Origin of the sequence: Salipiger sp. CCB-MM3, from assembly GCF_001687105.1 — a bacterium.
Lineage (GTDB): Bacteria > Pseudomonadota > Alphaproteobacteria > Rhodobacterales > Rhodobacteraceae > Salipiger.
This window is the reverse complement of record NZ_CP014598.1, coordinates 115,875-137,761: the sequence shown is the minus strand read 5'-3', so window position 1 is coordinate 137,761 and position 21,887 is coordinate 115,875. Positions and strand designations below refer to the sequence as shown.

18 protein-coding genes are annotated in these 21,887 nt (G+C 66.2%); 12 read left to right on the top strand and 6 right to left on the bottom strand.

Translation table 11 applies throughout. The features are described from left to right. Positions 1-25: 25 nt before the first annotated feature. Entirely contained in the window at positions 26-562 is a 537-nt protein-coding gene (ectA, locus tag AYJ57_RS22505) for a diaminobutyrate acetyltransferase (protein ID WP_066111288.1), read from the bottom strand. A gap of 215 nt (positions 563-777) precedes the next feature. On the opposite strand from ectA, the gene AYJ57_RS22500 reads away from it, so the two are divergent. Further along, positions 778-1,278 (top strand): MarR family winged helix-turn-helix transcriptional regulator, encoded by a 501-nt coding sequence (locus tag AYJ57_RS22500; RefSeq protein WP_066111286.1) that lies wholly within the window; start codon positions 778-780, stop codon positions 1,276-1,278. A gap of 24 nt (positions 1,279-1,302) precedes the next feature. Here AYJ57_RS22500 and AYJ57_RS22495 read toward each other — a convergent pair whose 3' ends face one another. Beyond that, complete coding sequence (locus AYJ57_RS22495; protein WP_083191477.1) at positions 1,303-5,052, bottom strand: AAA family ATPase; 3,750 nt, start codon at positions 5,050-5,052, stop codon at positions 1,303-1,305. Between the two features lie 310 nt (positions 5,053-5,362). On the opposite strand from AYJ57_RS22495, the gene AYJ57_RS22490 reads away from it, so the two are divergent. The 3 genes from AYJ57_RS22490 to AYJ57_RS22480 all read left to right on the top strand — a co-directional run bounded on the left by AYJ57_RS22490 (position 5,363) and on the right by AYJ57_RS22480 (position 8,623). Next, positions 5,363-6,646, top strand: a complete 1,284-nt coding sequence (locus AYJ57_RS22490; RefSeq protein WP_066111282.1) for a hypothetical protein — start codon at positions 5,363-5,365, stop codon at positions 6,644-6,646. A gap of 19 nt (positions 6,647-6,665) precedes the next feature. After that, on the top strand, positions 6,666-7,538 hold the full coding sequence (locus AYJ57_RS22485; RefSeq protein ID WP_083191476.1) for a histidine decarboxylase, pyruvoyl type: 873 nt from the start codon (positions 6,666-6,668) through the stop codon (positions 7,536-7,538). Between the two features lie 131 nt (positions 7,539-7,669). After that, positions 7,670-8,623: a 2-hydroxyacid dehydrogenase gene (locus tag AYJ57_RS22480; protein ID WP_066111278.1), complete on the top strand. Its 954-nt coding sequence runs from the start codon at positions 7,670-7,672 to the stop codon at positions 8,621-8,623. A gap of 15 nt (positions 8,624-8,638) precedes the next feature. Here the strand turns inward: AYJ57_RS22480 and AYJ57_RS22475 are convergent, their stop codons facing one another. Further along, entirely contained in the window at positions 8,639-9,562 is a 924-nt protein-coding gene (locus tag AYJ57_RS22475; RefSeq protein WP_066111276.1) for a LysR substrate-binding domain-containing protein, read from the bottom strand. Between the two features lie 101 nt (positions 9,563-9,663). Between AYJ57_RS22475 and pcaD the strand changes: the two genes are divergently transcribed. From pcaD to AYJ57_RS22445, 6 genes are all read left to right on the top strand, one after another. Next, positions 9,664-10,446 carry a 3-oxoadipate enol-lactonase gene (gene pcaD, locus AYJ57_RS22470; RefSeq protein ID WP_066111274.1) on the top strand — a complete coding sequence of 261 codons (783 nt, stop codon included), beginning with the start codon at positions 9,664-9,666 and terminating at the stop codon, positions 10,444-10,446. Then, positions 10,447-10,830, top strand: coding sequence for a 4-carboxymuconolactone decarboxylase (gene pcaC, locus AYJ57_RS22465; RefSeq protein WP_066111273.1), 384 nt, complete (start codon positions 10,447-10,449; stop codon positions 10,828-10,830). Further along, entirely contained in the window at positions 10,827-11,570 is a 744-nt protein-coding gene (gene pcaH / locus AYJ57_RS22460; RefSeq protein ID WP_066111271.1) for a protocatechuate 3,4-dioxygenase subunit beta, read from the top strand. The genes pcaC and pcaH overlap by 4 nt, the downstream gene beginning before the upstream one ends. A 2-nt stretch (positions 11,571-11,572) precedes the next feature. Further along, positions 11,573-12,172: a protocatechuate 3,4-dioxygenase subunit alpha gene (gene pcaG / locus AYJ57_RS22455; protein ID WP_083191474.1), complete on the top strand. Its 600-nt coding sequence runs from the start codon at positions 11,573-11,575 to the stop codon at positions 12,170-12,172. A gap of 73 nt (positions 12,173-12,245) precedes the next feature. Further along, positions 12,246-13,316: a 3-carboxy-cis,cis-muconate cycloisomerase gene (locus AYJ57_RS22450; protein ID WP_066111269.1), complete on the top strand. Its 1,071-nt coding sequence runs from the start codon at positions 12,246-12,248 to the stop codon at positions 13,314-13,316. A gap of 252 nt (positions 13,317-13,568) precedes the next feature. Next, positions 13,569-14,462: a sulfotransferase gene (locus AYJ57_RS22445; RefSeq protein WP_157374375.1), complete on the top strand. Its 894-nt coding sequence runs from the start codon at positions 13,569-13,571 to the stop codon at positions 14,460-14,462. Here AYJ57_RS22445 and AYJ57_RS22440 read toward each other — a convergent pair. Beyond that, positions 14,459-15,535 (bottom strand): acyltransferase family protein, encoded by a 1,077-nt coding sequence (locus AYJ57_RS22440; protein ID WP_066111265.1) that lies wholly within the window; start codon positions 15,533-15,535, stop codon positions 14,459-14,461. The two genes, AYJ57_RS22445 and AYJ57_RS22440, sit on opposite strands and share 4 nt — an antisense overlap. A gap of 429 nt (positions 15,536-15,964) precedes the next feature. On the opposite strand from AYJ57_RS22440, the gene AYJ57_RS22435 reads away from it, so the two are divergent. Both AYJ57_RS22435 and AYJ57_RS22430 read left to right on the top strand, forming a co-directional pair. Continuing rightward, positions 15,965-17,428 carry an aldehyde dehydrogenase family protein gene (locus tag AYJ57_RS22435; RefSeq protein ID WP_066111263.1) on the top strand — a complete coding sequence of 488 codons (1,464 nt, stop codon included), beginning with the start codon at positions 15,965-15,967 and terminating at the stop codon, positions 17,426-17,428. A 172-nt stretch (positions 17,429-17,600) separates the two neighbouring features. Continuing rightward, positions 17,601-19,277: a BCCT family transporter gene (locus AYJ57_RS22430; protein WP_083191473.1), complete on the top strand. Its 1,677-nt coding sequence runs from the start codon at positions 17,601-17,603 to the stop codon at positions 19,275-19,277. An 11-nt stretch (positions 19,278-19,288) separates the two neighbouring features. Here AYJ57_RS22430 and AYJ57_RS22425 read toward each other — a convergent pair whose 3' ends face one another. Then, positions 19,289-20,122 (bottom strand): 3-keto-5-aminohexanoate cleavage protein, encoded by an 834-nt coding sequence (locus AYJ57_RS22425; protein WP_066111261.1) that lies wholly within the window; start codon positions 20,120-20,122, stop codon positions 19,289-19,291. Positions 20,123-20,214: 92 nt separating this feature from the next. Then, positions 20,215-21,780 carry a phospholipase D family protein gene (locus AYJ57_RS22420; protein ID WP_066111259.1) on the bottom strand — a complete coding sequence of 522 codons (1,566 nt, stop codon included), beginning with the start codon at positions 21,778-21,780 and terminating at the stop codon, positions 20,215-20,217. Positions 21,781-21,887: the final 107 nt, after the last annotated feature.

Sequence of the window (21,887 nt, the reverse complement as noted above, 5' to 3'; positions counted from 1 at the left end):
GATGTAGCGATGTAAGGGGGTGCGATCAGGCCGCGGCGCGCAGCGCCTCTTCCTCTTCCGGCAGTTCGATCGTGACCATGTGTTCGGTCGCGTGCATGCCGTCGAAGTGCTCGTCGCGCGTGTAGTGCGGCTCGTCCGAAAGCTCGCCGCCGATAGAGCGGGCGAAGCTGCGGAACAGCCCCCACGACGCATCATTGTCGCGGGTGATCGTCGTCTTCAGTTCAGTTGCGTCCGCGCATTCCTCACGCTCGATCAGATGCGTCAGCATCTTGCGGCCAAGGCCGAGACCGCGGGCCTTGGGGCTCACGGCGACCTGCCAGACGAAGAAGGCGTCTTGGTTCGGGATCATGTGACCCGAAATCCAACCCACCGGCTCGCCGTCGAGTTCGGCCAGCACGCAGGTATCGCGGAAGTGCTCTGCCTGAACGAGATTGCAGTACATCGAATTCTCGTCCAGCGGCTTGCACGCGCGCACGAGATCCCAGATCGCAGCCCCGTCCGTTGCTTCGGGCTTACGCAGCACGGGAGTGCGCGTTTCAGGCTGTGTCATGTCTTTCGGCATTGATCAGGGTCCTCTGGTTCGTTCGTCAATCTAACTAATCGAACAGCGATAAAGTTTCAACCACCGAAGCAGTTTTTACGCTTATAGCGGCTTTTGAGGCCATTTAGCCTCTGAAGTACTAAGTTTTTATGAAGCAAATCCCCTTAGTCTTTCGAATGACCCTGGCAAGTGCTTCGTAGATTGAAGCTTCGGCAGAAAGCTGCCAAAAGATTGCCATGTCCGACCCCGTTCCCGACCGAACCGATCAGAGCCTGATCGCCCTGCGCCGAATCCTGCGCGCGACCGAACTGTACGAGCGCAAGCTCGCGCAGGCCGCTGGCCTGACCCCAGCGCAGCTGCGGGTGCTGCAGATCCTTGCCAAGAAGGACCATGGCGCGGCCACGCCTAAGGCGCTGGCGACCCAGATGGGCGTCAGTCAGGCGACGGTGACGGCGCTGGTCGACAAGCTGGTCGCACGCGCCATGGTTGGGCGCGAGCGCTCGGTGAAGGACCGGCGGCAGACCGATGTGGTGATCTCGGACAAGGGCCGCGAGGCGGTGAGCCAGTCGCCCGATGCGCTGCAGCAGCGCTTTGTCAAAAGCTTCGAGGGGCTGCAGGACTGGGAGCAGGCGCAGCTGGTCGCGTCGCTCGAGCGGGTCGCGGCGATGCTGGACGCGCATGAGATCGACGCCTCGCCGGTGCTGACCATCCGCGACATCCGTCAGGAAGGCCACTAAGCGCAGACTTAGCGGGGCCGTAGGCTAGGGCTCGGCGGCGTCCTGCGTCGCCAGTATCTGCTGTGCTTCGGCGATCTCGCCCGCGGCTGTTTGTTCCGGAAGTTCGTGCAGCGCCCGGCGCAAAGCGGCATCGCCAAATCCACGCGCGGCCATGTCGCGGGCGGCGCGCAGTTCCAAAAGCCCTGCGCCCGAGTCGCGGGCGGCCGTCAGCGCGCCGGTGAGCAGACGTTCTGGATAGCCGCCGCAGCGCGCCGACAGCCGCAAAAGCTCGGCCTCGAAATAAAGCTCGCCATTGGCAGCGGTGATCTCGCGCGCCTGCTGCAGAAGGCTTTGTGCCGTCTCGCGGTCGCCGCCGCGCAGCGCGATCTCGGCCTGCCACGCGCGGGCGTAGGGCAGGGCGAGGCGGGCGCCGGTGGCCAGATAGGCCTCGGTGCCCTTGGTCAGCAGCGCCGCGCCGGTGGGATCGCCCTGCTGGTCGCGGGCGTAGCCGATCACCATCTCGGCCTGTGCGCGCCATTGCGCATAGCCGTGCCGGTCGGCGAGTCGCTCGGCGATCTGGCCGTGATGCAGTGCGGGGCCCGGAGCCTGCAGGAAGTGATGCATCACCCCGGTGAAGACATGGGCGAAGGCCATCGAGAAATCATGCGCATGGGCTTCGGCGGCGGCGATCGCCCCGGCGCTGGCCTGCCGCGCGGCCTCGGGCGCGGCGCAGAGCGCGTGCAGCCAGCACTCATAACTGCGGGCGCAGACCGAAAGGTCGAGCCCATAGCGCTCGATCTGCGCCTCATGCAGGCCGGGCCGGTGCTGCGCGACGGCCTCGCGGAAGGCGGCGAGCGCCTCGGGCAGGTCGCCCGCGTAATATTGCGTGACCCCCAGCGCATAATTCGCCGCCACCTCGCCCACCGTATCGCCAAGCTCGCGGCAGAGCGTCAGGTAGCTTTCGGCGATGCGGGTCGCCGTGGCGATGTCGGCGCGCACGACGTAGTAGCTCCATAGACCCCAGTAGACATGCGCCAGTTCACCGCGTTCGCGCGTGCTGTCGGCGAGCTTCAGGGCGCGGGCGTAATTGGCCTCGATCGCGGGGGCACCGAAGCCGTGCAGGGCCAGCAGTTGCGGGCCGCGCAGCAGCAGGTGCTTCAGCTCCAGCGCGGTGGCGTCTTCGGAGGCGGGCAGGCTGCTGGCAAGCTCTGCGGCGCGCGCGAAATGGGCGTCGGCCTCGGTATGGGCGGCGACGCGCAGCGCCTGTTTGCCGGCGGTTTCCAGCAGCGGGATGGCGTCGCGCGGGCGGCCGCCCTGTTCGAAATGCCGGGCGATGCGCTCGGCGGGGACGGGCACTGGGGCGGCGGCGAGGATATCGCCAAGGCGGCTGTGCAGCGCCGCGCGCTCGGCCAGAAGAATGGTCTGATGCGCCTGCTCCTGCACCAGCGCGTGTTTGAACTCATAGCGCACGTCGGCGGCGCGCCCGAGCCGGTAGACCAGATCAAGCTTTTGCAACTCGCGCAGCGTGGGGTCGAGATCCTCGGCCCGGCGTCCGGCGAGGGCGGCCAGCGTCTCGCGGTCAAAGACCCGTCCGATCACCGCCGCCTGCTGCAACAGCAGCCGCGCGCCGTCGAGCCGGTCGATCCGTGCGGTGAGCGAGGCCTGCAGGCTGTCGGGGATGCTGCCGTCGGCGCCGGTGGCGGCGGTGTGGACCAGTTCCTCGAGATAAAGCGGGATACCGTCGGAACGGGCGACGATCTCGGCGATGCGGCTTTCGGGCCATGTCTCGGGGCAGATGTCACGGACCAGCGCGGTCGCCTCGCGCGGGGTGAGCCGGGCGAGCGTGATGCTGTGCATCCGTGGCGGCTTTGGCACGGCGACGCCCTCGGCCTGACGCGAGGTGCCCAGCATCATCAGCGGCAGATCCTCTAGCTCGCGCGCAAGCCGGACGAGCAGCAGCTGCGAGGTGGGATCGAGCCAGTGCATGTCTTCCACGATGAGCAGCAGCGGGCGGCCTTCGGTGGCGGCCAGCCGCAGCAGCGCGGTGATCGCCGAAAGCAGCGCGTCCTGATCGCGCAGCCGCTCGTCGGGCACCGAAGAGAGGCCCAAAAGCGTCGAAAGCACCTGCTCGACCTGCCCAAGATCAAGGCCGGGGCGCCTTTCGAGCCAGTGCCGAAGGCGGGCGCGGCGGCTGCTGTCGTCGGGCAGATCGGCGAAGCCCAGCATCTCTTGCAGGTGCTGAACCAGCGGAAAGAGCACGCTTTTCTGGTGGTGCGGCGAGCCGGAGAATTGCAGCAGGCGCGGCGCGTCGGTCAGCGCGCGTTTCTTGAAGTCCGACAGCAGGCGGGATTTGCCGATGCCGGACTCGCCGCGCAGCACGATAACCTGCGTCTCGCCTTCGGTCGCGGCGCGCCAGCGGCGCAGCATCTCGTGCAATTCCTCCTCGCGCCCGGTGAGCCGAGACAACTGCCGGGTGGCGCCCGAGATGAAGAAACGGTCTGCATGGTGGCTTTCGCCCAGCACTCGTTGCACCTGAGAGCCGCTGACCGCATCGCCCACCGGGGACAGGCGGAACTGCCCGCGCAGCGCGTGCTGCATCGCCCCGGCGATGCGGGTCTCCCCCGGACCGGCCTGCAGTTCGATGCGCGAGGCGGTCATCACCGCAGGCCCGGCGACCGAGACCACCGCGCCCTCGGTGCCTTGTTGACCGACCAGCGTCTCGCCCATGGCAAGCCCGGCGCGCAGCGCCAGCGCCTGCCGGCGCGCATCGCGAAAGGGCTGTTCCAGCAGGCCAAGGGCGGCCATCACCGCGCGCTCGGCATCCGCCTCATGCGCGCGAGGGTGGCCAAACAGCGCGATCATCCGGCCGTCGGCCTGATCGATGATCTTGCCGCCATAGGCGCCGATGTGATCGCGGCAATGCGCGGCGAAATCGGCCAGAAGCGCCGACAGGCTCTCGGGGTCGCGGTCGAGGTCTTCGGGCAGGGCAAAGCCCAGCACCGCGACGGTCAGTTGCCGCCGCTCGGGGACGGCGCTGCCGCCGGGGCGCAGCGGGCCGGTGCTGCGCCCGGTGACGGGTGGGGCGGTGGTGTCGCGGATCTCCTCGAAGAGATCGATCGTGTCGGGGTCGGGCTCGGCGTCGAGCTCGCGGCGCAGCGCGTCGAGGCAGCGCTGGTACTGCTGCAGCGCCTCGCCGCGCCGCCCGGTCTGCCAGAAGTGCCGCATGAGCGCGCGGTGCGCCTCTTCGTGGGTCTCGTCGATGCGCAGCAGGGCGCGGGCGATGTCGGGCTCGGCGGGATCGTCGAGCAGCGCCTCATGCAGCGTGTCGAGCACCCGGTCGCGCAGCTGTTCGCGGTAGAGGCGGCGCCAGTCCTCGAAGGCTTCCGACCGGATGTCGAGCCCGGAGAGAAAGTCGCCCTGATAGACCTCTGCAAGCTCGGCGGCGGCTGCGGGCGTGGCCTTGGCGATCAGCGCCTCGGCGGTTTGGGTGTCGATCTCGATGCGCCGCGAGTCGAGCAGCACCGCTTCCTTGCTGGCCTCGATGCATTCGAGTCCATAGCGCGACAGGGCGCGGCGCAGCACCGAAAGCTCTTGCCGAAGGCTGGCGCGGGCCTGTTCTTCGCCCCGGTCGCCCCAAAGCAGGGTGGCGATCTCTTCACGCGGCACGGCGCGGTCGGCTCTCTGGGCGAGGATGGCGAGCAGGGCAAAGGATTTGCGCGAGGTGAGCCGCAGAGGCGTGCCGTCTGCGAGCTGCAACTCGTAGCCCCCAAGCAACCTCAACACGGCCTGCGTCACTTACGTCACTCCCCCGGTCCCCAGCGGGCGGTGCCCGGCGCAAGCTGGTGTCGTGCCTAGCCTTGCTGCGGTTCTGGGTGGCGATACACTTTTTGCGGTAGTTTTGCGCAGCCCGTAGAACCCTAGGGTATTAAGTCGATACTAAAAATGCGTCTTTACCATGGGGAAGGACGTTCAACGTTACATAGAGAAATTGCAAGCGTTTCCCGAAATGATTGCAACAGTTTCCGCGCGGGATGTGATGATCCGGGCAAAGCGCGGGCACTTGCGCATGTCGGGCTGGCTTACGAATTGGGGCAAGGAGAGCCGCGTGACGATACCGCAAACACCCTTCAACGGCCTGACCATCGCCGGCCAGCCGGTGGATGATTCCGAGGCCGCCCTGCACGAGGTGGTCAAACATCTGACGGTGCCCGCAGCGCGCCAGTCCGAGGCGGCTTTCGGCGGCAGCGACGCGCAGGCGCTCCGCGCGCTCGAGCTGCCCTTGGCGCGGCAGATCGTCGAGGCGTGGCAGCTGTCCCCGCGGGGACACGCGTTTGCCAGCCTTGCGGATGCGCTTGACGAGATCCGCTTTCGCCTTGCCGCGATCGCGGCGATGAGCCGCTTCAACACCGGCGCCTATGACGTGGATTACTTCAATCCCGACATCCATTTGGTGCCGCGGCTCGGCAGCGCCGGACCGGCGCTCTTGTCGCGCTTCTGGCAGTTTTTCGGTCCCGACGGGGCAAGCGAGGCGCAGTTTGCGCAGGCGCCGGATACGCCAGCGGCGCAGGCGATGGCGCCGGTGACGGGGGCGCTGCTGCCGTTCCGCGGGGAGTGTGCCGGGGGCTTTCAGATGGCGGTCTATCTGGGGCTGCTGAATGGTTTGGGTGCGGCGCGCTTTGATGAGATGGCCGCCAAATGGCAGCGCATGTATATCGGGCCGTGGCGCATCGGTGAGGCGGAAACGCCCAATCCGGCGACGCTCTTTATGATCTCGGCGCCGCTCGACGCGCCGCCGGTGCCCGGCGATTACCTCTATTTCAAGAACAAGGACGACTACCTGCATTGGGCGCCCGAAGGGTTCTGGACCGGGCTCAACGCCATGTACATGGGGATGGATGCGCTTGGCACGCGGCATTACTCGGGCATGGGCGCGAGCTGGCTGAGCGAGACCAATCTGCGCGCCTCGCTGGTCAACGCCTATTACCACGACTGCGCGCCGCATGTGATCGACGATCCCGCCACCGAGGTGCGTTTCACCCAGCGGCGGTTGCTGCAGATCCCGGCCGATATCGAGGCTGCCATGGCTGAGCCCACGACGCCCAAGGGCGGCACCGCCACCCCCACCTCCAGCGCGCTTTTGGCCGCTGGCTTTGCGCCGCAGACGGGCGGCGTCTTTGCCCATCCCGGCACCACGCTGGCCGAGCTTTGCGCGGAGCTTGGCTTTGCGCCCGGTGATCTGCAGCAGGTGCGCAGCGCGGGGATCGACAACACGCCGCACCGGGTGATGCTGGGCGGCGCCATGCTGATCGTCACGCCTGTGGATCCGGGCGGCAGCGCCAGAGACCCCGGCGCATGGGTGCGCGCGCATCTGCGGCTGGACCGGGAGTAATTCATAGGTGAGTGATCTGATGAGTGAGCATTTCCGCGAGGTGGCCGAGAACGCCATCGGCCCTTTTCCGGGCAATTGCGCCGGTTACGGCAATCCCCCATCAAGCGGCTGGGGCTATGTGGCGGCGCTGAAGCTGTCGATCGGCACGGTCGCGGCGGATATGGACGAGGGGCTGGAGGGCATCGTTTCTTACGACCGGGCGGAATGCGAGGACGCCTATATCGGGCAGATCAACATGATCACCGTCTCGAGCTTTTGCGGCGTGAACGGCGCGGTCTGGGGCTATGACCTTGCCCGTGCCGATGATCTGGCGCAGGGCCGTGTGGCGCCGAAGATGGTGCTGCCGCGCCATGATGGCGCCGAGGTGCCGGTGCTGCCGATGGAGCCGCTGCTCGACGCCGCCTACCGGCTGTTCGGCTCGCGCCACGAGCGGCGGTTCGCGCCGTTGCCGGGGGCCATGGTGGTCTGCGCGAATAAATCCCAGACCATTCGCCCCAAGGCTGAAACGACGATCTGGTGCGCGCTGGCGCTGGCCATCGCCGAGGACCGGATGACCACGGCGAACCTCTTCATCGAGGATGCGTCGGACACGGAAAGCACCGGCGAGGCGCCGCTGCAGGACATCGAGGCGAATATTGCCAAGTCGATCCTGCGCTGCGGCGCCGATCAGGGCGTCAAATACCGCGAGATCTTCATCGGCACCAAGACGCTGCGGATCACCCCGGACATGGTCGGCTGCGCGCTGGCCTGCGTGCCCTATGTGGCGCTGCCACCCGCCGCGATCCCGCCGGGGCGCAGCGCGGGCGATCTGGCCGATATGACCCTCGGCGAATGGGAGGCGGCGCTGAATTTACCGCCGATGGAGCCCTATCCGGGCCGCTACCGGCGATAGTTCGGGCTTCGGCGCTTGTAACCCCCGCGGTGCTCGGCGCAGATGGGCGCGAGTTGCGCCGCGCGGGGGAGGGGCGGCGCCGATTGAAGACCCATCCCGCCCTGCGGGGTGCCAGACCGGAGAGCCGCCCGATGCCGCAGCATGTCGCCATCAACATCAAAACCCGTGCCTATCACACTCTGCTGGGGGCGCATTACACGCTGCATGATTGCACCGAAGGCTACGGCCATCTGAGCGAGGAAGAGCGCGCGGAAATCCGCGTTCTGGTCACCGCCGGGTTCAAGGGCGCCAAGGGCCCCGAGATGGACGCGCTGCCGAACCTCGGGCTGATCTGCTGCGTCGGCACCGGCTATGAGGGGATCGACGTTCCGGCGGCGATCGCGCGCGGCATCAAGGTCTCGCATGGGGCTGGCGTGAACGCCGGCGCGGTGGCCGATCACACGATGGCGCTGCTGCTTTCGGTGGTGCGGCGGATTCCGCATCAGGACCGTCTGACCCGCACTGGCGCGTGGAATTACGGCGAGACGCCGCGGCCGCTGTTCTCGCGCCGCAAGATCGGCCTTTACGGCATGGGCGGCATTGGCGCGGCGGTGGCGCGGCGCGCGACGGGCTTCGATCTGGAGGTGCTCTACCACAGCCGCACGCCGAAAGCCGATCTGCCCTATGCCTATGTCCCCTCGCTGCTGGAACTGGCGGAGCGCTGCGATTACCTCGTCGCCTGCGTGCCGGGCGGTCCGGCGACGCAGCACGCGGTGAACGCGGAGGTGCTGCAGGCGCTGGGGCCGAAGGGCTATCTGATCAACGTGGGGCGCGGCTCGGTGGTCGACACCGAGGCGCTGATCGCGGCGCTGCAGTCGGGCGGGATCGCCGGGGCGGGGCTCGACGTCTATGAGACCGAGCCCGAGGTGCCCGAGGCGCTGATCGCGCTCGAGAACGTGGTGCTGACGCCGCATATGGCGGGCAATGCGCCGGAGGTTCAGGAGATGGCCGCCGATCTCATCCGCGAGAATATCGCCGCCTTCACCAGCGGCGTGGATCTGGTGAGCCCGGTGCCGGAGATGAAAGCGCTGGCGACGGCGGGGTAGGGGGCAAGGGCGCTCTCACACCGCCTGCGCCGGATGCTCTGCGGCCACGGCGACGAGCGCGTCGACCAGACCCTGCAGCGCCGGGTCCGGCAGCGTTCCGTCGCGCAGCGAGATGCCGACCGGGCCGCCCAGCAGTTCGTTCTGCACCGGAAGCACGGTCAGCTCGCCGCTGTCGAGCTCGGCGCGCACCACGCCCGCGGAGATGAACCAGATGGTGTCGGACCGCGCCACGACCCGCCGCCCGAAGGCGTGGGAGACATTCTCATATGCGGGAACCGGCTCGCCCAGCCCCAGAGATTGCAGGAACGCCCGCACCGAGCCCGAAATCACCGCGCCCGCGGGCGGCAGCATGAGCGGAAAGCGGATCAGGTCCGACGGCTCCCAAGCCTGCCCGGCAAGCGGATGGCCGGGGCGGATCACCGGCACCACGCGCTCCCAGTAGAGCTGGCGGAAGCTGAGCCCCTCGCCAGTGCCAGTGGCGGGCATGCGCCCGACCACCAGATCAAGCGCGCCCTCGCGCAATTGCGACAGCAGCAGCCAGTTCGGCCCGGTTGAGACGCGCAGCGTGCAGTCAGGGTAGTTGTCGCGAAAGCGCGCGGCGGCGTCGGGGAAAAGCCCGGTGGCGGCGGTGGGCAGCACGCCCACGGCAAGCTTGTGCTGGTTTTGCGGCAGTTCGCGCAGCAGGCGCTCGCCGCGTTCGAGATCGGCCAGCGCCGTGCCCGCGTATTGTTGAAAGATTTTGCCCGCCCGGCTCAGCGCCAGCCGCCGCCCGCTGCGGTCGAACAGCTGGGCGTTCAGGATCTCTTCAAGCTCGCGCACTGTCTTCGAGGCGGCGGGCTGGCTGACGTGCAGCGCCTCGGCGGCGGCGCTGAGGCTGCCGAGGCGGGCGGTCTCGAGAAACACCCTAAGGTGACGCATGCGCAGGTGAGGGTGGAGCATCTATAACCCATCAGTTATGAGTGATGCCTCTACTTATATTTTTCACGGGCGGTTTGCCATGGCAGAAGAGCGCCAGGCCCGACCCGGCCCGAGGAGGACACATGCAGACAATCGACGCCGCAGGGGTGACCCTGCACATCCGCGACGAAGGCCCGAAAGATGGCCGCGTGCTGATGCTGGCCAACTCTCTGGGCACCGACCTGCGGGTCTGGGACGCGCTGCTGCCGCTGCTGCCCGAGGGGCTGCGCGTGGTGCGTTTCGACAAGCGTGGGCATGGTCTGTCGGATGCGCCCGAAGCGCCCTATGCGATGGAGACGCTGGTGGCGGACGCCGAGGCGGTCTGCACGGCGCTCGATCTGAAGGATATCACCTTTGTCGGCCTGTCGATCGGCGGGCTCATCGGGCAGGGGCTGGCGGTCAAGCGCCCGGATCTCATCCGCGCGCTGGTGCTGATGGATACGGCGGCCAAGATCGGCACGCCCGAGATGTGGCAGACCCGGATCGACGGCATTCGCGCAAACGGTGTGGCCTCGCTGGCGGACGCCATTCTTGAGCGCTGGTTCACGCCGGGCTTCCGCGAGAGCGACCCGCAGTTCGCGCTGTGGAAGAACATGCTCGAGCGCACCCCGCTCGAGGGCTACGTGGGCTGCTGCGCCGCCATCGCGGGCGCCGATCTGACCGAGAGCACCCGCGCGCTGAGCCTGCCGGTGCTGGCGATGGCGGGGGCCGAGGATGGCTCGACGCCGCCCGAGTTGGTGCGCGGCACGGCCGAGCTTTGCGGCGCGGAGTTCGCGTTGATCGACGGGGCGGGGCACATCCCCTGCGTCGAACAGCCCGAAGAGACCGCCCGCCTGATCACTGACTTTCTGAGGAGGACCGCCTGAATGGACGAGCTTTACGAACAGGGCATGAAGACCCGCCGCGCGGTGCTGGGCGACGCGCATGTGGACCGCGCCGAGGCCGCCAAGACGCCGCTCGACGAGGCGTTCCAGACGCTGATCACCCGCAGCGCATGGGGCACGGTCTGGAGTTCTGACGCGATCAGCCATCGCGAGCGCTCGATGCTGACGCTGGCGCTGCTGGCGGCGACCGGCAACTTCGAAGAGATCCCGATGCACATCCGCGCCACCGCGCGCACCGGGGCCAGTAAGCAGGACGTGCTGGAGGCTTTCCAGCACGTGGCGATCTACGCCGGGGTTCCGCGCGCCAACCACGCGCTGAAACTGGCCAAGGCGACCTATGCCGAAATGGAGGCGGCAGCCGAATGAGCAACTTCATCACCACAGATAAGGGCCCGCTGATCCCGCGCAACCGCGACGCGCATCCCGTGGCCTATGATCCCGGCTATAAGACCAGCGTCACCCGGTCCCCGAACCTGCCGCTGCTGTCGATGGAAAGCTCGCCCTCGGAAGAGACCGGCCCGACCTTCGGCCACGGCAAGCTGGGCGCGCTCGACAACAACCTCGTGCTGAACTGGACCAAGGGCGCGGCGCCGGCGGTCGGCGAGCGCATCCTGATGCATGGCCGGGTGCTCGACGAAAACGCCAAGCCGGTGCCGAACACGCTGATCGAGATCTGGCAGGCCAACGCGGGCGGGCGCTACCGCCACAAGAAGGACACCTATCTTGCGCCGCTCGACCCGAACTTCGGCGGCTGCGGGCGCACGCTCACCGATGAGAACGGCTATTACCAGTTCCTCACCGTGCGTCCCGGCGCCTACCCTTGGCCGAACCGCGGCAACGACTGGCGCCCGATGCACATCCATATCTCGGTCTTCGGTCACAGCTTCGGCCAGCGCCTGATCACCCAGATGTATTTCGAGGGCGATCCGCTGATCGACCACTGCCCGATCGCCGCGACGATCAAGAACCGCGCCCAGCTTGATGCGCTGGTCGCCCCGCTCGATCTGGCGCATTCGCGCCCGCTCGACTACCTCGCCTATAAGTTCGACATCGTGCTGCGCGGTCGCCGTCAGTCGATGTTCGAGAACAAGCTGGAGGGCATGTGATCATGGTGCAGAAACTCGACACCCTCGTGGAAACCGCCTCGCAGACCGCTGGCCCCTACGTCCACATCGGTCTGATGCCCACCTATGCGGGCAACGCGGGCTACTACGACGAAGAGATCGGCGTCAGCCCCATCGAAGAGGGCTGCGACGGCGAGATCATCGAGATCACCGGCTCTGTCTATGACGGCACCGGCTGGGCGATGCGCGACGCGCTGATCGAAAGCTGGCAGCCCGACGCCAAGGGCGTCTTTGCCGGGCAAGAGGGTGCGGACCCCAAGGTTTCGGGTCATTGCCGCTTTGCCGCCGACGCCGAGACCGGCGAGTTCACCCTGCGCACGGTCAAACCGGGCAAGGTGAAGGGCCGGGGCGGCGTGGAGAGCGCGCCGCATATCTCGCTCTGGGTCGTGGCGCGCGGCATCAATATGGGCCTTCAGACGCGCATCTACTTCGAAGACGAAGACAATGCCTCGGACCCGCTCTTGGCGCGCATCGAGCAGCGCCCGCGCGTCGAGACGCTGATCGCCAAGAAGACCGGCGAGGGTAAATACCGTTTCGACATCCGCCTGCAGGGCGAGGGTGAGACGGTCTTCCTCGACATCTGAGGCGCGGAGATTAGAACGATGCGACGGGGCGGCTGTGCGGGCCGCCCCTTCGGCATGTGAAGGGACAGGACCTATGAGCGCGAGCGTTTTCGATCACCCTTGGCTGGGCGGGCTCTTTGCCGACCCCGAGATGGCGGCGATCTGGTCTGCGGACCGGCAGATGGCGCATATGCTGGCCTTCGAGGCGGCGTGGAGCCGGGCGCTTGGCGCCTGCGGGCGGGCCGATGCGGCGCTGGCCGAGGCGGCGGCGGCAAAGATCGCGGCGGCGAAGATCGATCTGTCTGACATCCGCGCGGGCATGGCGCGCGACGGCGTGCCGGTGCCGCGGCTGGTGGCGCAGCTGAAGGAGATCGTCGGCTGCGATCTGGCGGTGGCGGTGCACAAGGGGGCGACCTCGCAGGATGTGGTGGACAGCGCGCTGGCGCTGACCCTCAAGGAGAGCAGCGCGCTGCTGGCAGAGCGGTTGGCCACGCTGGAAGCGGCGCTGATCGAGCTTGACGCGCGCCGCGGCACGACGCCGCTGATGGGGCGCACGCGGATGCAGGCGGCGACCGAGATCACCGTCTCGGATCGGCTGCGCCCCTGGCATCAGCCGCTTGCGGCGCATCTGGACCGGCTGGCGCAGCTGGCGCCGCGGGTCGAGCGGGTGCAGATCGGCGGTGCCTCGGGCGACCGCAAGGCGCTTGGCACCGACGCGCAGGCGGTGGTGGATCACGTCGCCGCAGCGCTCGATCTGGCCAGCGCGGACAGCGCGTGGCACGCGATGCGCGGCGGCGTTGCGGAATATGCCGGGCTTCTGTCGCTGATCACCGGAAGCTTGGGCAAGATCGGGCAGGACATCTGCCTGATGGCGCAGCAGGGGCTGGACGAGATCAAACTCTCGGGCGGCGGCGGCTCTTCCGCGATGCCGCACAAGCAGAACCCGGTGAGCGCCGAACTGCTGGTGACGCTGGCGCGGTTCAACGCGGTGCAGCTGTCGGGGATGCATCAGGCGATGATCCACGAACAGGAACGCTCGGGCGCGGCTTGGGCGCTGGAGTGGATGATCCTGCCGCAGATGGCGCAGGCCACCGCTTCCGCACTGGCCACGGCGACCGCGTTGGTGAGCAAGATCGACCGCATTGGGATGCCCGAGGCAAAGTGAGGCGGCGGCTGGGGTGACTGGGTAGGATTAGAGAGTCCGATAAGCGTGCTCACTGTTAAGTAGAGCGATGCCGAAAAACACATCCGTGGCGCTTCGGGTGTGCGGTCTATGCTGTATTTGCCCGATATTGCCGCAGGTGTGAAAGAACATCGCGGGTGGCGCGCGGCAGCGCACTCTCAGGCCGGATTTGGGTTGCGGAACGGATTGCGACTTGCTCTGCTTTCTACCAATTCAATCGGCAGGGAGCGTTAAGTGAGCAATCTCATTTACATCATCGGTTCCGGCCGTAGCGGTTCCACCGTCATTGAGCGGGTTCTGAACTCCGCGCCAAGAGTCTGCGGGGTCGGCGAGGTTCACGCGCTCTGGCGTCTTAATGCTGCAGAGCTATTGTGTTCCTGCGGGCAACGGGTGCCAGACTGCTCCTTCTGGAGCGAGGCAATGGAACATGCAAAGATCGGCCCCGACGATCTAGCACGCCTAGCCGTTCTCGAGAACAGCGTCGTGCGCAACAAATACCTGCTAAAGCTGCGCTACGATCTTTCGCGCATCCGCAACGACGACCGATTGGCCGAGTTTATCGAGCTGCAGAAGCGGCTCTTTGAGGGCGCGCGGATGGCTTCCGGGGCCGACATCGTGCTCGACAGCTCCAAAGCCGGGCCTCGCGCTTACGTGCTAGCTGCTGGCCTCGACCCGATCTTTTTACACGCCTATCGCGGTGCAGAAGACGTGATTTCCTCATGGCGGCGGCCGAAATTCGAACCCTCTACCGGCAGTCCGATGAAGAAACCGCCTATCCGCGAGGCGGCTTTGGATTGGGTCAAGGTCGAACAGGCGGCTCATGCCCTGTCGCGCGTCGCGATGCTGCGGCGGATAGACTATCACGCGTTCTCTTCGGCACCTCGCGCGACCCTGCACGCCGCGCTGGATGAAGTTCTTCCGGGGCTTGTCGACAGTCTCGACTGGCAAGGCGAGGCGCGAGTGCGGCCTGCGGCGACCTATCATTCGGTGCTGGGAAACCCGGATCGGTTCAACCGCGATGACATCGAGATACGCCCTCAACATGCGTCTGACCGATCGCGCTTTGGTACCGGAGAGCGCTTTCTGATCCGCTCTGTCGGCAAGGGCCTCGAAGCGATCTGGCGCTAGCGCCCGGCTGCCGCGCGTTCGCGTTGCGCCGGGGCTCGTTTGGATTTCAGTTTAAGTGTGATCGGTCTTTCAAGATACAGATGTAGGGCGACCCCGACGAGATGTGCTGCCACAAAGACGGTTGCGGCGAAGCTTAGCGCAGCGATGGTCTCATCCAGCGCCAAGTTCAGTCTTGCGAACGCTTTCTCCGCCACTTGGATAACTATGGCGTGGCTGAGATAGAGGACGTAGCTCGCAGCGCCCAGCCATTGCAGCCACCCGGTGCGCAGAGAATGACCCGAGCGCTCGAGGAGGAGCGCTCCCGCCACGCAGCAGACTGCCGGTATGCCGAACCAAAGCACGCGGTCTCGCATCAGGAAGGTAAACTCCTCGGGTCGCGCTGCGAAGGCGAACAGAGCGATCCCGACACAGAGAAGCGCAGTGCCGACCACTGCTCCGCTTTGCACCACGCCCGTCCAATTCAGCCAGAGCTGCGCGAGCACGACGCCCGCCGCGAATTCTAGCAAAATTGGATTGAGATAGAACTGTCCGGCGACGCTATCGGGTTGCAGCAGCACGCCGGCCAGAGACAGCAAGAGCATTACCACCACCAACGCGCCGGATCGGAAACGCCCCGGCAAGACCAACAGGATGGCGACGACCACGTAGAAAAATGCCTCATAGTTGAGTGTCCAGCCAACCCCGAGCAATGGCATGATGGCTCCATGCTCCCGCTCGAACGGGATGAAGAACATAGAAAGGAGCATTTTGCCGACGGTGCCATCCTCAGGTTGAACGCCAATCGGCGAAAGGCCTGCGAACAGCGCCAGCCCGATGAGCCAGAGCGTTAGCCAATACATAGGTACGATGCGAAGAGCCCGTCGTTTTAGAAAAGCGAATGCACCGTCGTTGCGCCCCTCCTCTGTTAAGGTGATGACCACGCCGGAGAGGACGAAGAAAATGTCCACACCTGCCGCGCCGACTTCGATCTCGACCACTGAAGGAAAAGCTTCTGCCAACGCTTCCCGTAAGTGGTGCAGGACGACCATCGCCGCTGCTACCGCACGCAGAACCTGAAGATTGTAGATCATCATCTTCCCAGCCTCCGTTTCGGCGGGATGCGCACCCGCCTGATTCAGGCTAGGAAGGGCGCGACGACGCGGCTAGAAAATCCGTGCTGGCACTCGCCTTTTCCGACAGCGATGCCGAAGGATTGGGCTGGCCTATGCGCGACGGGACCCAGCTGGAAGGGACGGCATCGCTCTCCCGGCCGTCGGACAATTCGCGAAGCCGCCCGATTTCGCGCTGCCCGCAAAAGAACAATCCCCGGCCAACATGGCTCAGTTTCGTCCCGCCGGACTTGGCGGCTCTGGCCAGCCGAAAATCCGCTCGCTAAGACTAGCGCACAATCTGTCGTCCATGTCCGGAGGACGCAGCGAAATATACTGCGCTTTCTGGGCATTCGGCAGCGTTCACTGCGCCTGTTGCGGCAGGCTGGCCCCAAGACCTGAATGAGGTACCCCATGACGTTCGCTTTCGATCCCGCCCGGCTGCCACTGCCGAACCGGCATTTTATCGGAGGCGAATATGTGTCCGGCGATGAGGCGATCGAGCTTGTCTCGCCCTCGACCGGTCAGCGCCTTGGGGCCATTCCCTGCGCCGACGCCGCGCTTGTGGACCGCGCCGTGATGAGCGCGCGCAACGCGCTGCGCACCTCGGGCTGGGCCGGGCTGCAGCCGCGCGCCCGTCTGCGCGCCCTGCACGCATGGGCCGATCTCATCGAGCAGGAGGCCGAAACGCTGGCGATGCTCGAAGCGGTCTGCTCTTCGCGCCCCTATGCCGGGGCGCTGGCGGGTGACGTCATGGTGACCGCCGAGCAGATCCGCTTTTTCGCTGAGTTCGCCGACAAGGAGGCGGGCACGCTGGTGCCGACCTCGGACGCCCAGTTCGGTTTCATCTCGGATCATCCTTACGGTGTCATCGGGGCGATCACCCCGTGGAACTTCCCGATCTCCATGGCCGCGTGGAAGCTGGGCCCGGCGCTCGCGGCAGGCAATGCGGTGGTGCTGAAGCCTTCGGAGATGACCCCCTACACCACGCTCTACCTTGCCGAACTGTCGGTGAAAGCGGGCATTCCCGCCGGGCTCATCAACATCGTGCTGGGCGACGGGCCGACCACCGGCGCCGCGATCACCGGCCATCCGGGCATCGACAAAGTGTCTTTCACCGGCTCCACCCGCGCCGGGGCGGCGATCATGGAAAACATCGCCCGCTGCGGCATCAAGCCGATGACGCTGGAGCTTGGCGGCAAGAGCCCGATGGTGGTTTTCGCCGATGCCGACCTCGACGTCACCGCCGACGCGCTGACCACCGGCATCATCCCGAACGCCGGGCAATTCTGCGTCGCGGGCTCGCGGATGATCGTCGAGGCGAGCGTCGCGGATGAGCTGGCGGCGAAACTGTCGGAGCGCTTTGCCAAGATCACCCCGTCGGAGACCCATAGCGCCGAGGCCGGGTTCTCGCCGATCATTTCCGAAAAGCAACTGGCGCGGATCGACAGCATCGTCCGCGCCGCGCAGGACGAGGGTGCCGAGCTGATCTGCGGCGGCGGGCGGTTCGATCACGCCGGGGCCTTCTATCGCCCGACGCTGATCGGCGGCGTCGACGAGACCAACCCCGCCGTGCGCGAAGAGATCTTTGGCCCGGTCGCCACCTTCCAGACCTTCGAGACCGAAGAGCAGGCCATGGCGCTTGCCAGCCACCCGACCTATGGGCTGGCAGCTGGTCTCTTCACCCGTGACCTGTCGCGCGCCATGCGCCTGACCCGCGATCTCGAAGCGGGCACGGTCTGGGTCAACCGCTATGGCCGCACCCGCGACCACATCCTGCCGACCGGGGGCTGGAAGGCCTCGGGGCTGGGCAAGGATCTGGGCCGCGAGGCCTATCTCGCCAACCGCCGGACCAAGTCGGTGCTGATCGACCTGTGAGGTCACACTGAAAGGTAGGCCCGCCTCTCTGGACGCGGGTCTGGCTGTCGCTTGGCGTGCCCGCGAAAAGGGGGTGTGCCGAAAATATCAATTCCCGTGAAGATTGTGTGGAACCCTGCCGGGGGTGGGTCCGTTGGGTCAGGAGATTTGCCCCAAAACACGGATTTGATCCTTGGAACAGCTTGCACGCCGCCTCGGCCTACGAACCGATCCGACGATTTTCTTCATTTCGGCCGCCTTCACGATCATTTTCGTGCTGGCTCTGGTCCTTTTCCCCGAAGCCATTGGAGACGCCTTCGCGGTGGGACGAAATTGGATCGTCACCAACCTCGGATGGTTCTTTGTCCTCGGCGTGAACGTCTGGCTGGGCTTTCTGATCTGGGCCGCCATGTCGCGCCACGGTCATATTAGGCTCGGGCGTAAGGGAGAGCGGCCGGTCTATTCGAACCTGTCGTGGTTCACCATGCTGTTCGCGGGCGGTATCGGCACGGTGCTGATGTTCTGGGGTGTGGCCGAGCCGATCAGCCACTTCTCGAACCCGCCTTTGCCGGGGGTCGAGCCTTATACCGATGAGGCGGCCAAGGACGCCATTTCCATCGCCATTTATCACCTTGGCCTGCACACTTGGACGATCTTCACGCTGCCGGGTCTGGCCTTTGCCTATTTCATCAACCGCTATGATCTGCCGGTGCGCGTCAGCTCGGTGTTCTATCCGCTTCTGGGCGAGGGCATCCACGGCCCCATCGGCAAGGCGATCGACATCGCCTCGATCCTCGGCACGCTGTTCGGCGTTGCCGTGTCGCTCGGTCTCGGCTCCAGCCAGATCGCGGCGGGGCTCGATGCGCTCTTCGGTACCGGGACCGGCGCTTTCGTCAAGGTGATGATCCTTGTGGTGCTGACGGTGGTCGCCGTGGGCTCGATCGTCGCCGGGCTCGACAAGGGCGTGAAAATGCTCTCGAACCTCAACATCGGCATGGCCGTGGCGCTGATGATCTTCGTGCTGGTCTGCGGCTCGACGCTGTTCCTGCTGCGCGGCATCGTCGAGACCTTCGGGCTCTATTTCTCGAACCTGCCGCGGCTGGCGTTCTGGAACGACATGCTGGCCAATGAGAACCCCAACACCGATGGCTGGGGCTGGCAGGGCAGCTGGACGGTGTTTTACTGGGCGTGGACCGTGACGTGGTCGCCCTTCATCGGGCTTTTCGTGGCGCGCATCTCGCGCGGGCGCACGGTGCGTGAGTTCGTCTTTGGCGTGCTGCTGGCACCGTCGCTCTTCACGCTGATCTGGTTCGCCATCTTCGGCTGGCAGGCGATGGATTTCGACGGGCTGGGCCTTGCCGCACGCGAAGCGATGGGCGACAGCGCCGGCGAGATCAGCCGCGCCGTGGCGGACAGCGTGCCGCTGGCGATGTTCGCCTTCTTCGAGCACTTCCCCTTCACCACATTCATCCAAGGCTTTGCGGTGATCATCGTGGCGATCTTCTTCGCCACCTCCTCGGACTCGGCCTCGCTGGTGGTGGACATGCTCTGCACCGGCACGGCGACGCCCGGCCCGGTGCACCAGCGGGTGTTCTGGGGCGCTGCCGAGGGCGTGGTGGCCGCCATGTTGATCGTGCTGGCGGGCGAGGCGGGCCTCACCGCGCTGCAGCAGGTGATCACCGTGGTCGGCCTGCCGATCTTCATCCTCGTGAGCATGATGATCCCCTCGATCATCCGGGGCTTTGCCGCCGAGGATATCGAGCACATCAACATCGGCACAAGGCCCGCGCTCGAAGAGTTCGGTCACGGCCCGGCGAGCGAGGAAAGCACCTCGGGCGGGCTACGGCCCGAGGGCAGCCCGGCCGAGTAAGCCCGGAAAAATCAGGCCGCGCGCAGACCCAGCAGCGCGCGGGCCTCGGCGGGCGTGGCGATGCTGCGCCCGTGCTTTTGCGCCACCTCTGCGGCGCGCTGCACCAGCGCGGCGTTCGAGGGGGCCAGCGTGCTTTTGTCGAGGCGGATGTTGTCCTCGAGCCCGGTGCGCAGGTGCCCGCCCGCGGCGGCGGCCCATTCGTTCAGCTCCAGCTGGTGCCGCCCGATCCCGGCGGCGCACCACGGCGCGTCTTCGCCGAACAGCATTTTCACCGTCTCCACATAGTAGTCGAACACCCGTTTCACCGCGGGCATCGCGTTCTGCACCCCCATGACGAATTGCACATAGGGTGTGCCCACAAGCTCGCCGCGGTCGGCCATCGCCTTGGCTTGATAGATGTGCGAGAGGTCAAAGGCCTCGATCTCGGGCTTCACGCCGTAGGTCTTCATCTCGGAGGCGAGCCATTCCACCAGTTGCGGCGGGTTCTCGTAGACGCGGGTGGGGAAGTTGTTCGAGCCCACCGAAAGCGAGGCCATATCCGGCTTCAGCGGCAGCATCCCGCCGCGCGCCTGACCTGCGCCAGAGCGGCCGCCGGTCGAAAGCTGCACGATCATGCCGGGGCAATGGGTCTCGATCCCCTCCTTCAGCGCGGCAAAGCGCTCGGGGTCCGAGGTGGGTTTGCCCTCGTCGTCGCGCACGTGGCAGTGGGCGATGGTGGCCCCGGCCTCAAAGGCTTCCTGCGTGGACTCGACCTGCTCGGCCACGGTGATCGGCACGGCTGGATTGTCGGCCTTGGTGGGCAGCGAGCCGGTGATGGCAACGCAGATGATGCAGGGCTGGGTCATGGCGGAAGCTCCGTGTCGTCAGGGCCACGCGTGGCGCGGCGAATGGCAAGAGGATGTCGCAACCCCGCGCGCGCCGCAACCAAAGGCCGCGCTCAGAGCATCCATTCCACCGGCAGCCAGCTGATCACCCGGACCAGCGCGCGTTTCAGCAGGCCGGTGTTGGGCTCGCTGTGGAAGGTCTCGGCAGGGCCGTCCGCCGGGTCCGAGACCCATTGCAGATCGCCGCTCTCGTCCAGGGTGACGTGATAGGCATAGCTTGGCTTGTCGAGCTGCTCCGAGAGCGTGGCGGCGATGGTCGGGCTGTCGATCAGCAGGCCCATCTCGGTGTTGATCTGCGCCGAACGTGGATCGAGGTTGAACGAGCCGATGAAGGCGCGCGTGCCGTCGAGGCCGAAGACTTTGGCGTGCAGACCCGAGGCCGAGCCCGACAGCACCTCGGGCAGCGAGCGTTTCACATGCTCTTCGCGCATGGCGCGCAGTTCATAGAGCGTGACGCCGCTTTCCAGCAGGGCAGGGCGGTACTTCATATATGCGGCGTTGACCGGCATCACGTCGGTCGATTCCAGCGCATTGGTCAGAACGCGCACCCGGACGCCTTTTTCGGCCAGATCGGTCAGCAACTCGGTGCCGCGATCACCGGGAATGAAATAGGCCGAGACGAGGTCCGCCGAGGTTTCCGCGCCCGCCACCAGATCGAACAGCCGCTCGACGATCTTATGCTCGGGCGCCACATTGCCGAGCCCCTTGGCCGGGTCGTCGACGATCAGTTCGGCCTCGCCCCATTCCAGACCAAGCGGGCGACCTTCTTGCAGCGCCTTGACCAGCTGTCCTTCGGCGATTTCCTTCATGTAACCGGTGCCGATCGACGAGCCGCGCGCCGTCTTGCCCGCCGCGGCGATCAACGGGGCGGCGGGCTCTGTTTCGCCCTCTGGCAACGGGTCGAGGATCAGATCGGCATCATAGGACGAGGCGCTGTTCCAGTAGCGGTCGAACGCGCCTGAGACGTCGCTCACGATGGGGCCAAGCGCCAGCGCATCAACGTCGAAATAATGCGTGCCCTCGCCGTATGCGAAATAGATGTCACCGATGTTGCGCCCGCCGACCACGGTGGCGACACCGTCCACGGTCATGGATTTGTTGTGCATCCGCCGGTTCAGACGGCTGAAGTCGAAGAGATAAGAGGCCAGCTTCGGTTCGCGCAGGGTGAACGGGTTGAAGATGCGCACATCGGCGGTCGGCATGGCGTCAAGCTCGGCCAGCAGGGCGTCGAGGCCGGGGATGCCGTTGTCATCCACCAAGAGCCGCACACGCACGCCACGCTCGGCGGCAGCGCGCAGCTCGTCGAGCAGGATCATCCCGGTCGTGTCATCCTGCCAGATGTAATATTGCGCGTCGATGCTGGTCTTGGCGAGCCGCGCCAGCAGCACCCGCGCGGCAAGCGCGTCGCGCCCATCGGACAGCGGGCGCACGCCGCTCTGCCCGTCATGCTCCTCAAGCGCGGCGCGGACCGTGAGCCCGAGCGGCCCTTCCCAATCGGGCGCGAGACTTTGCTGTTTCTCGGCGTAGTTGCTTTGCGGCAGGGGGAAGGCCAGCTTCATGCCGAAGACGAAACACACCAGCAGAAGGACGAGGACCAGAAGGCCTTGCAGAAACCGCATTGGACGCACCTACAAAATTCGGCCCCGCGCGTCCGGGATCTGCAGAATGCCCCCGTAATGGGGCGGGCCGAAGACTTCCCTTCCGCGACGGGGATTTGCCGTCGCTT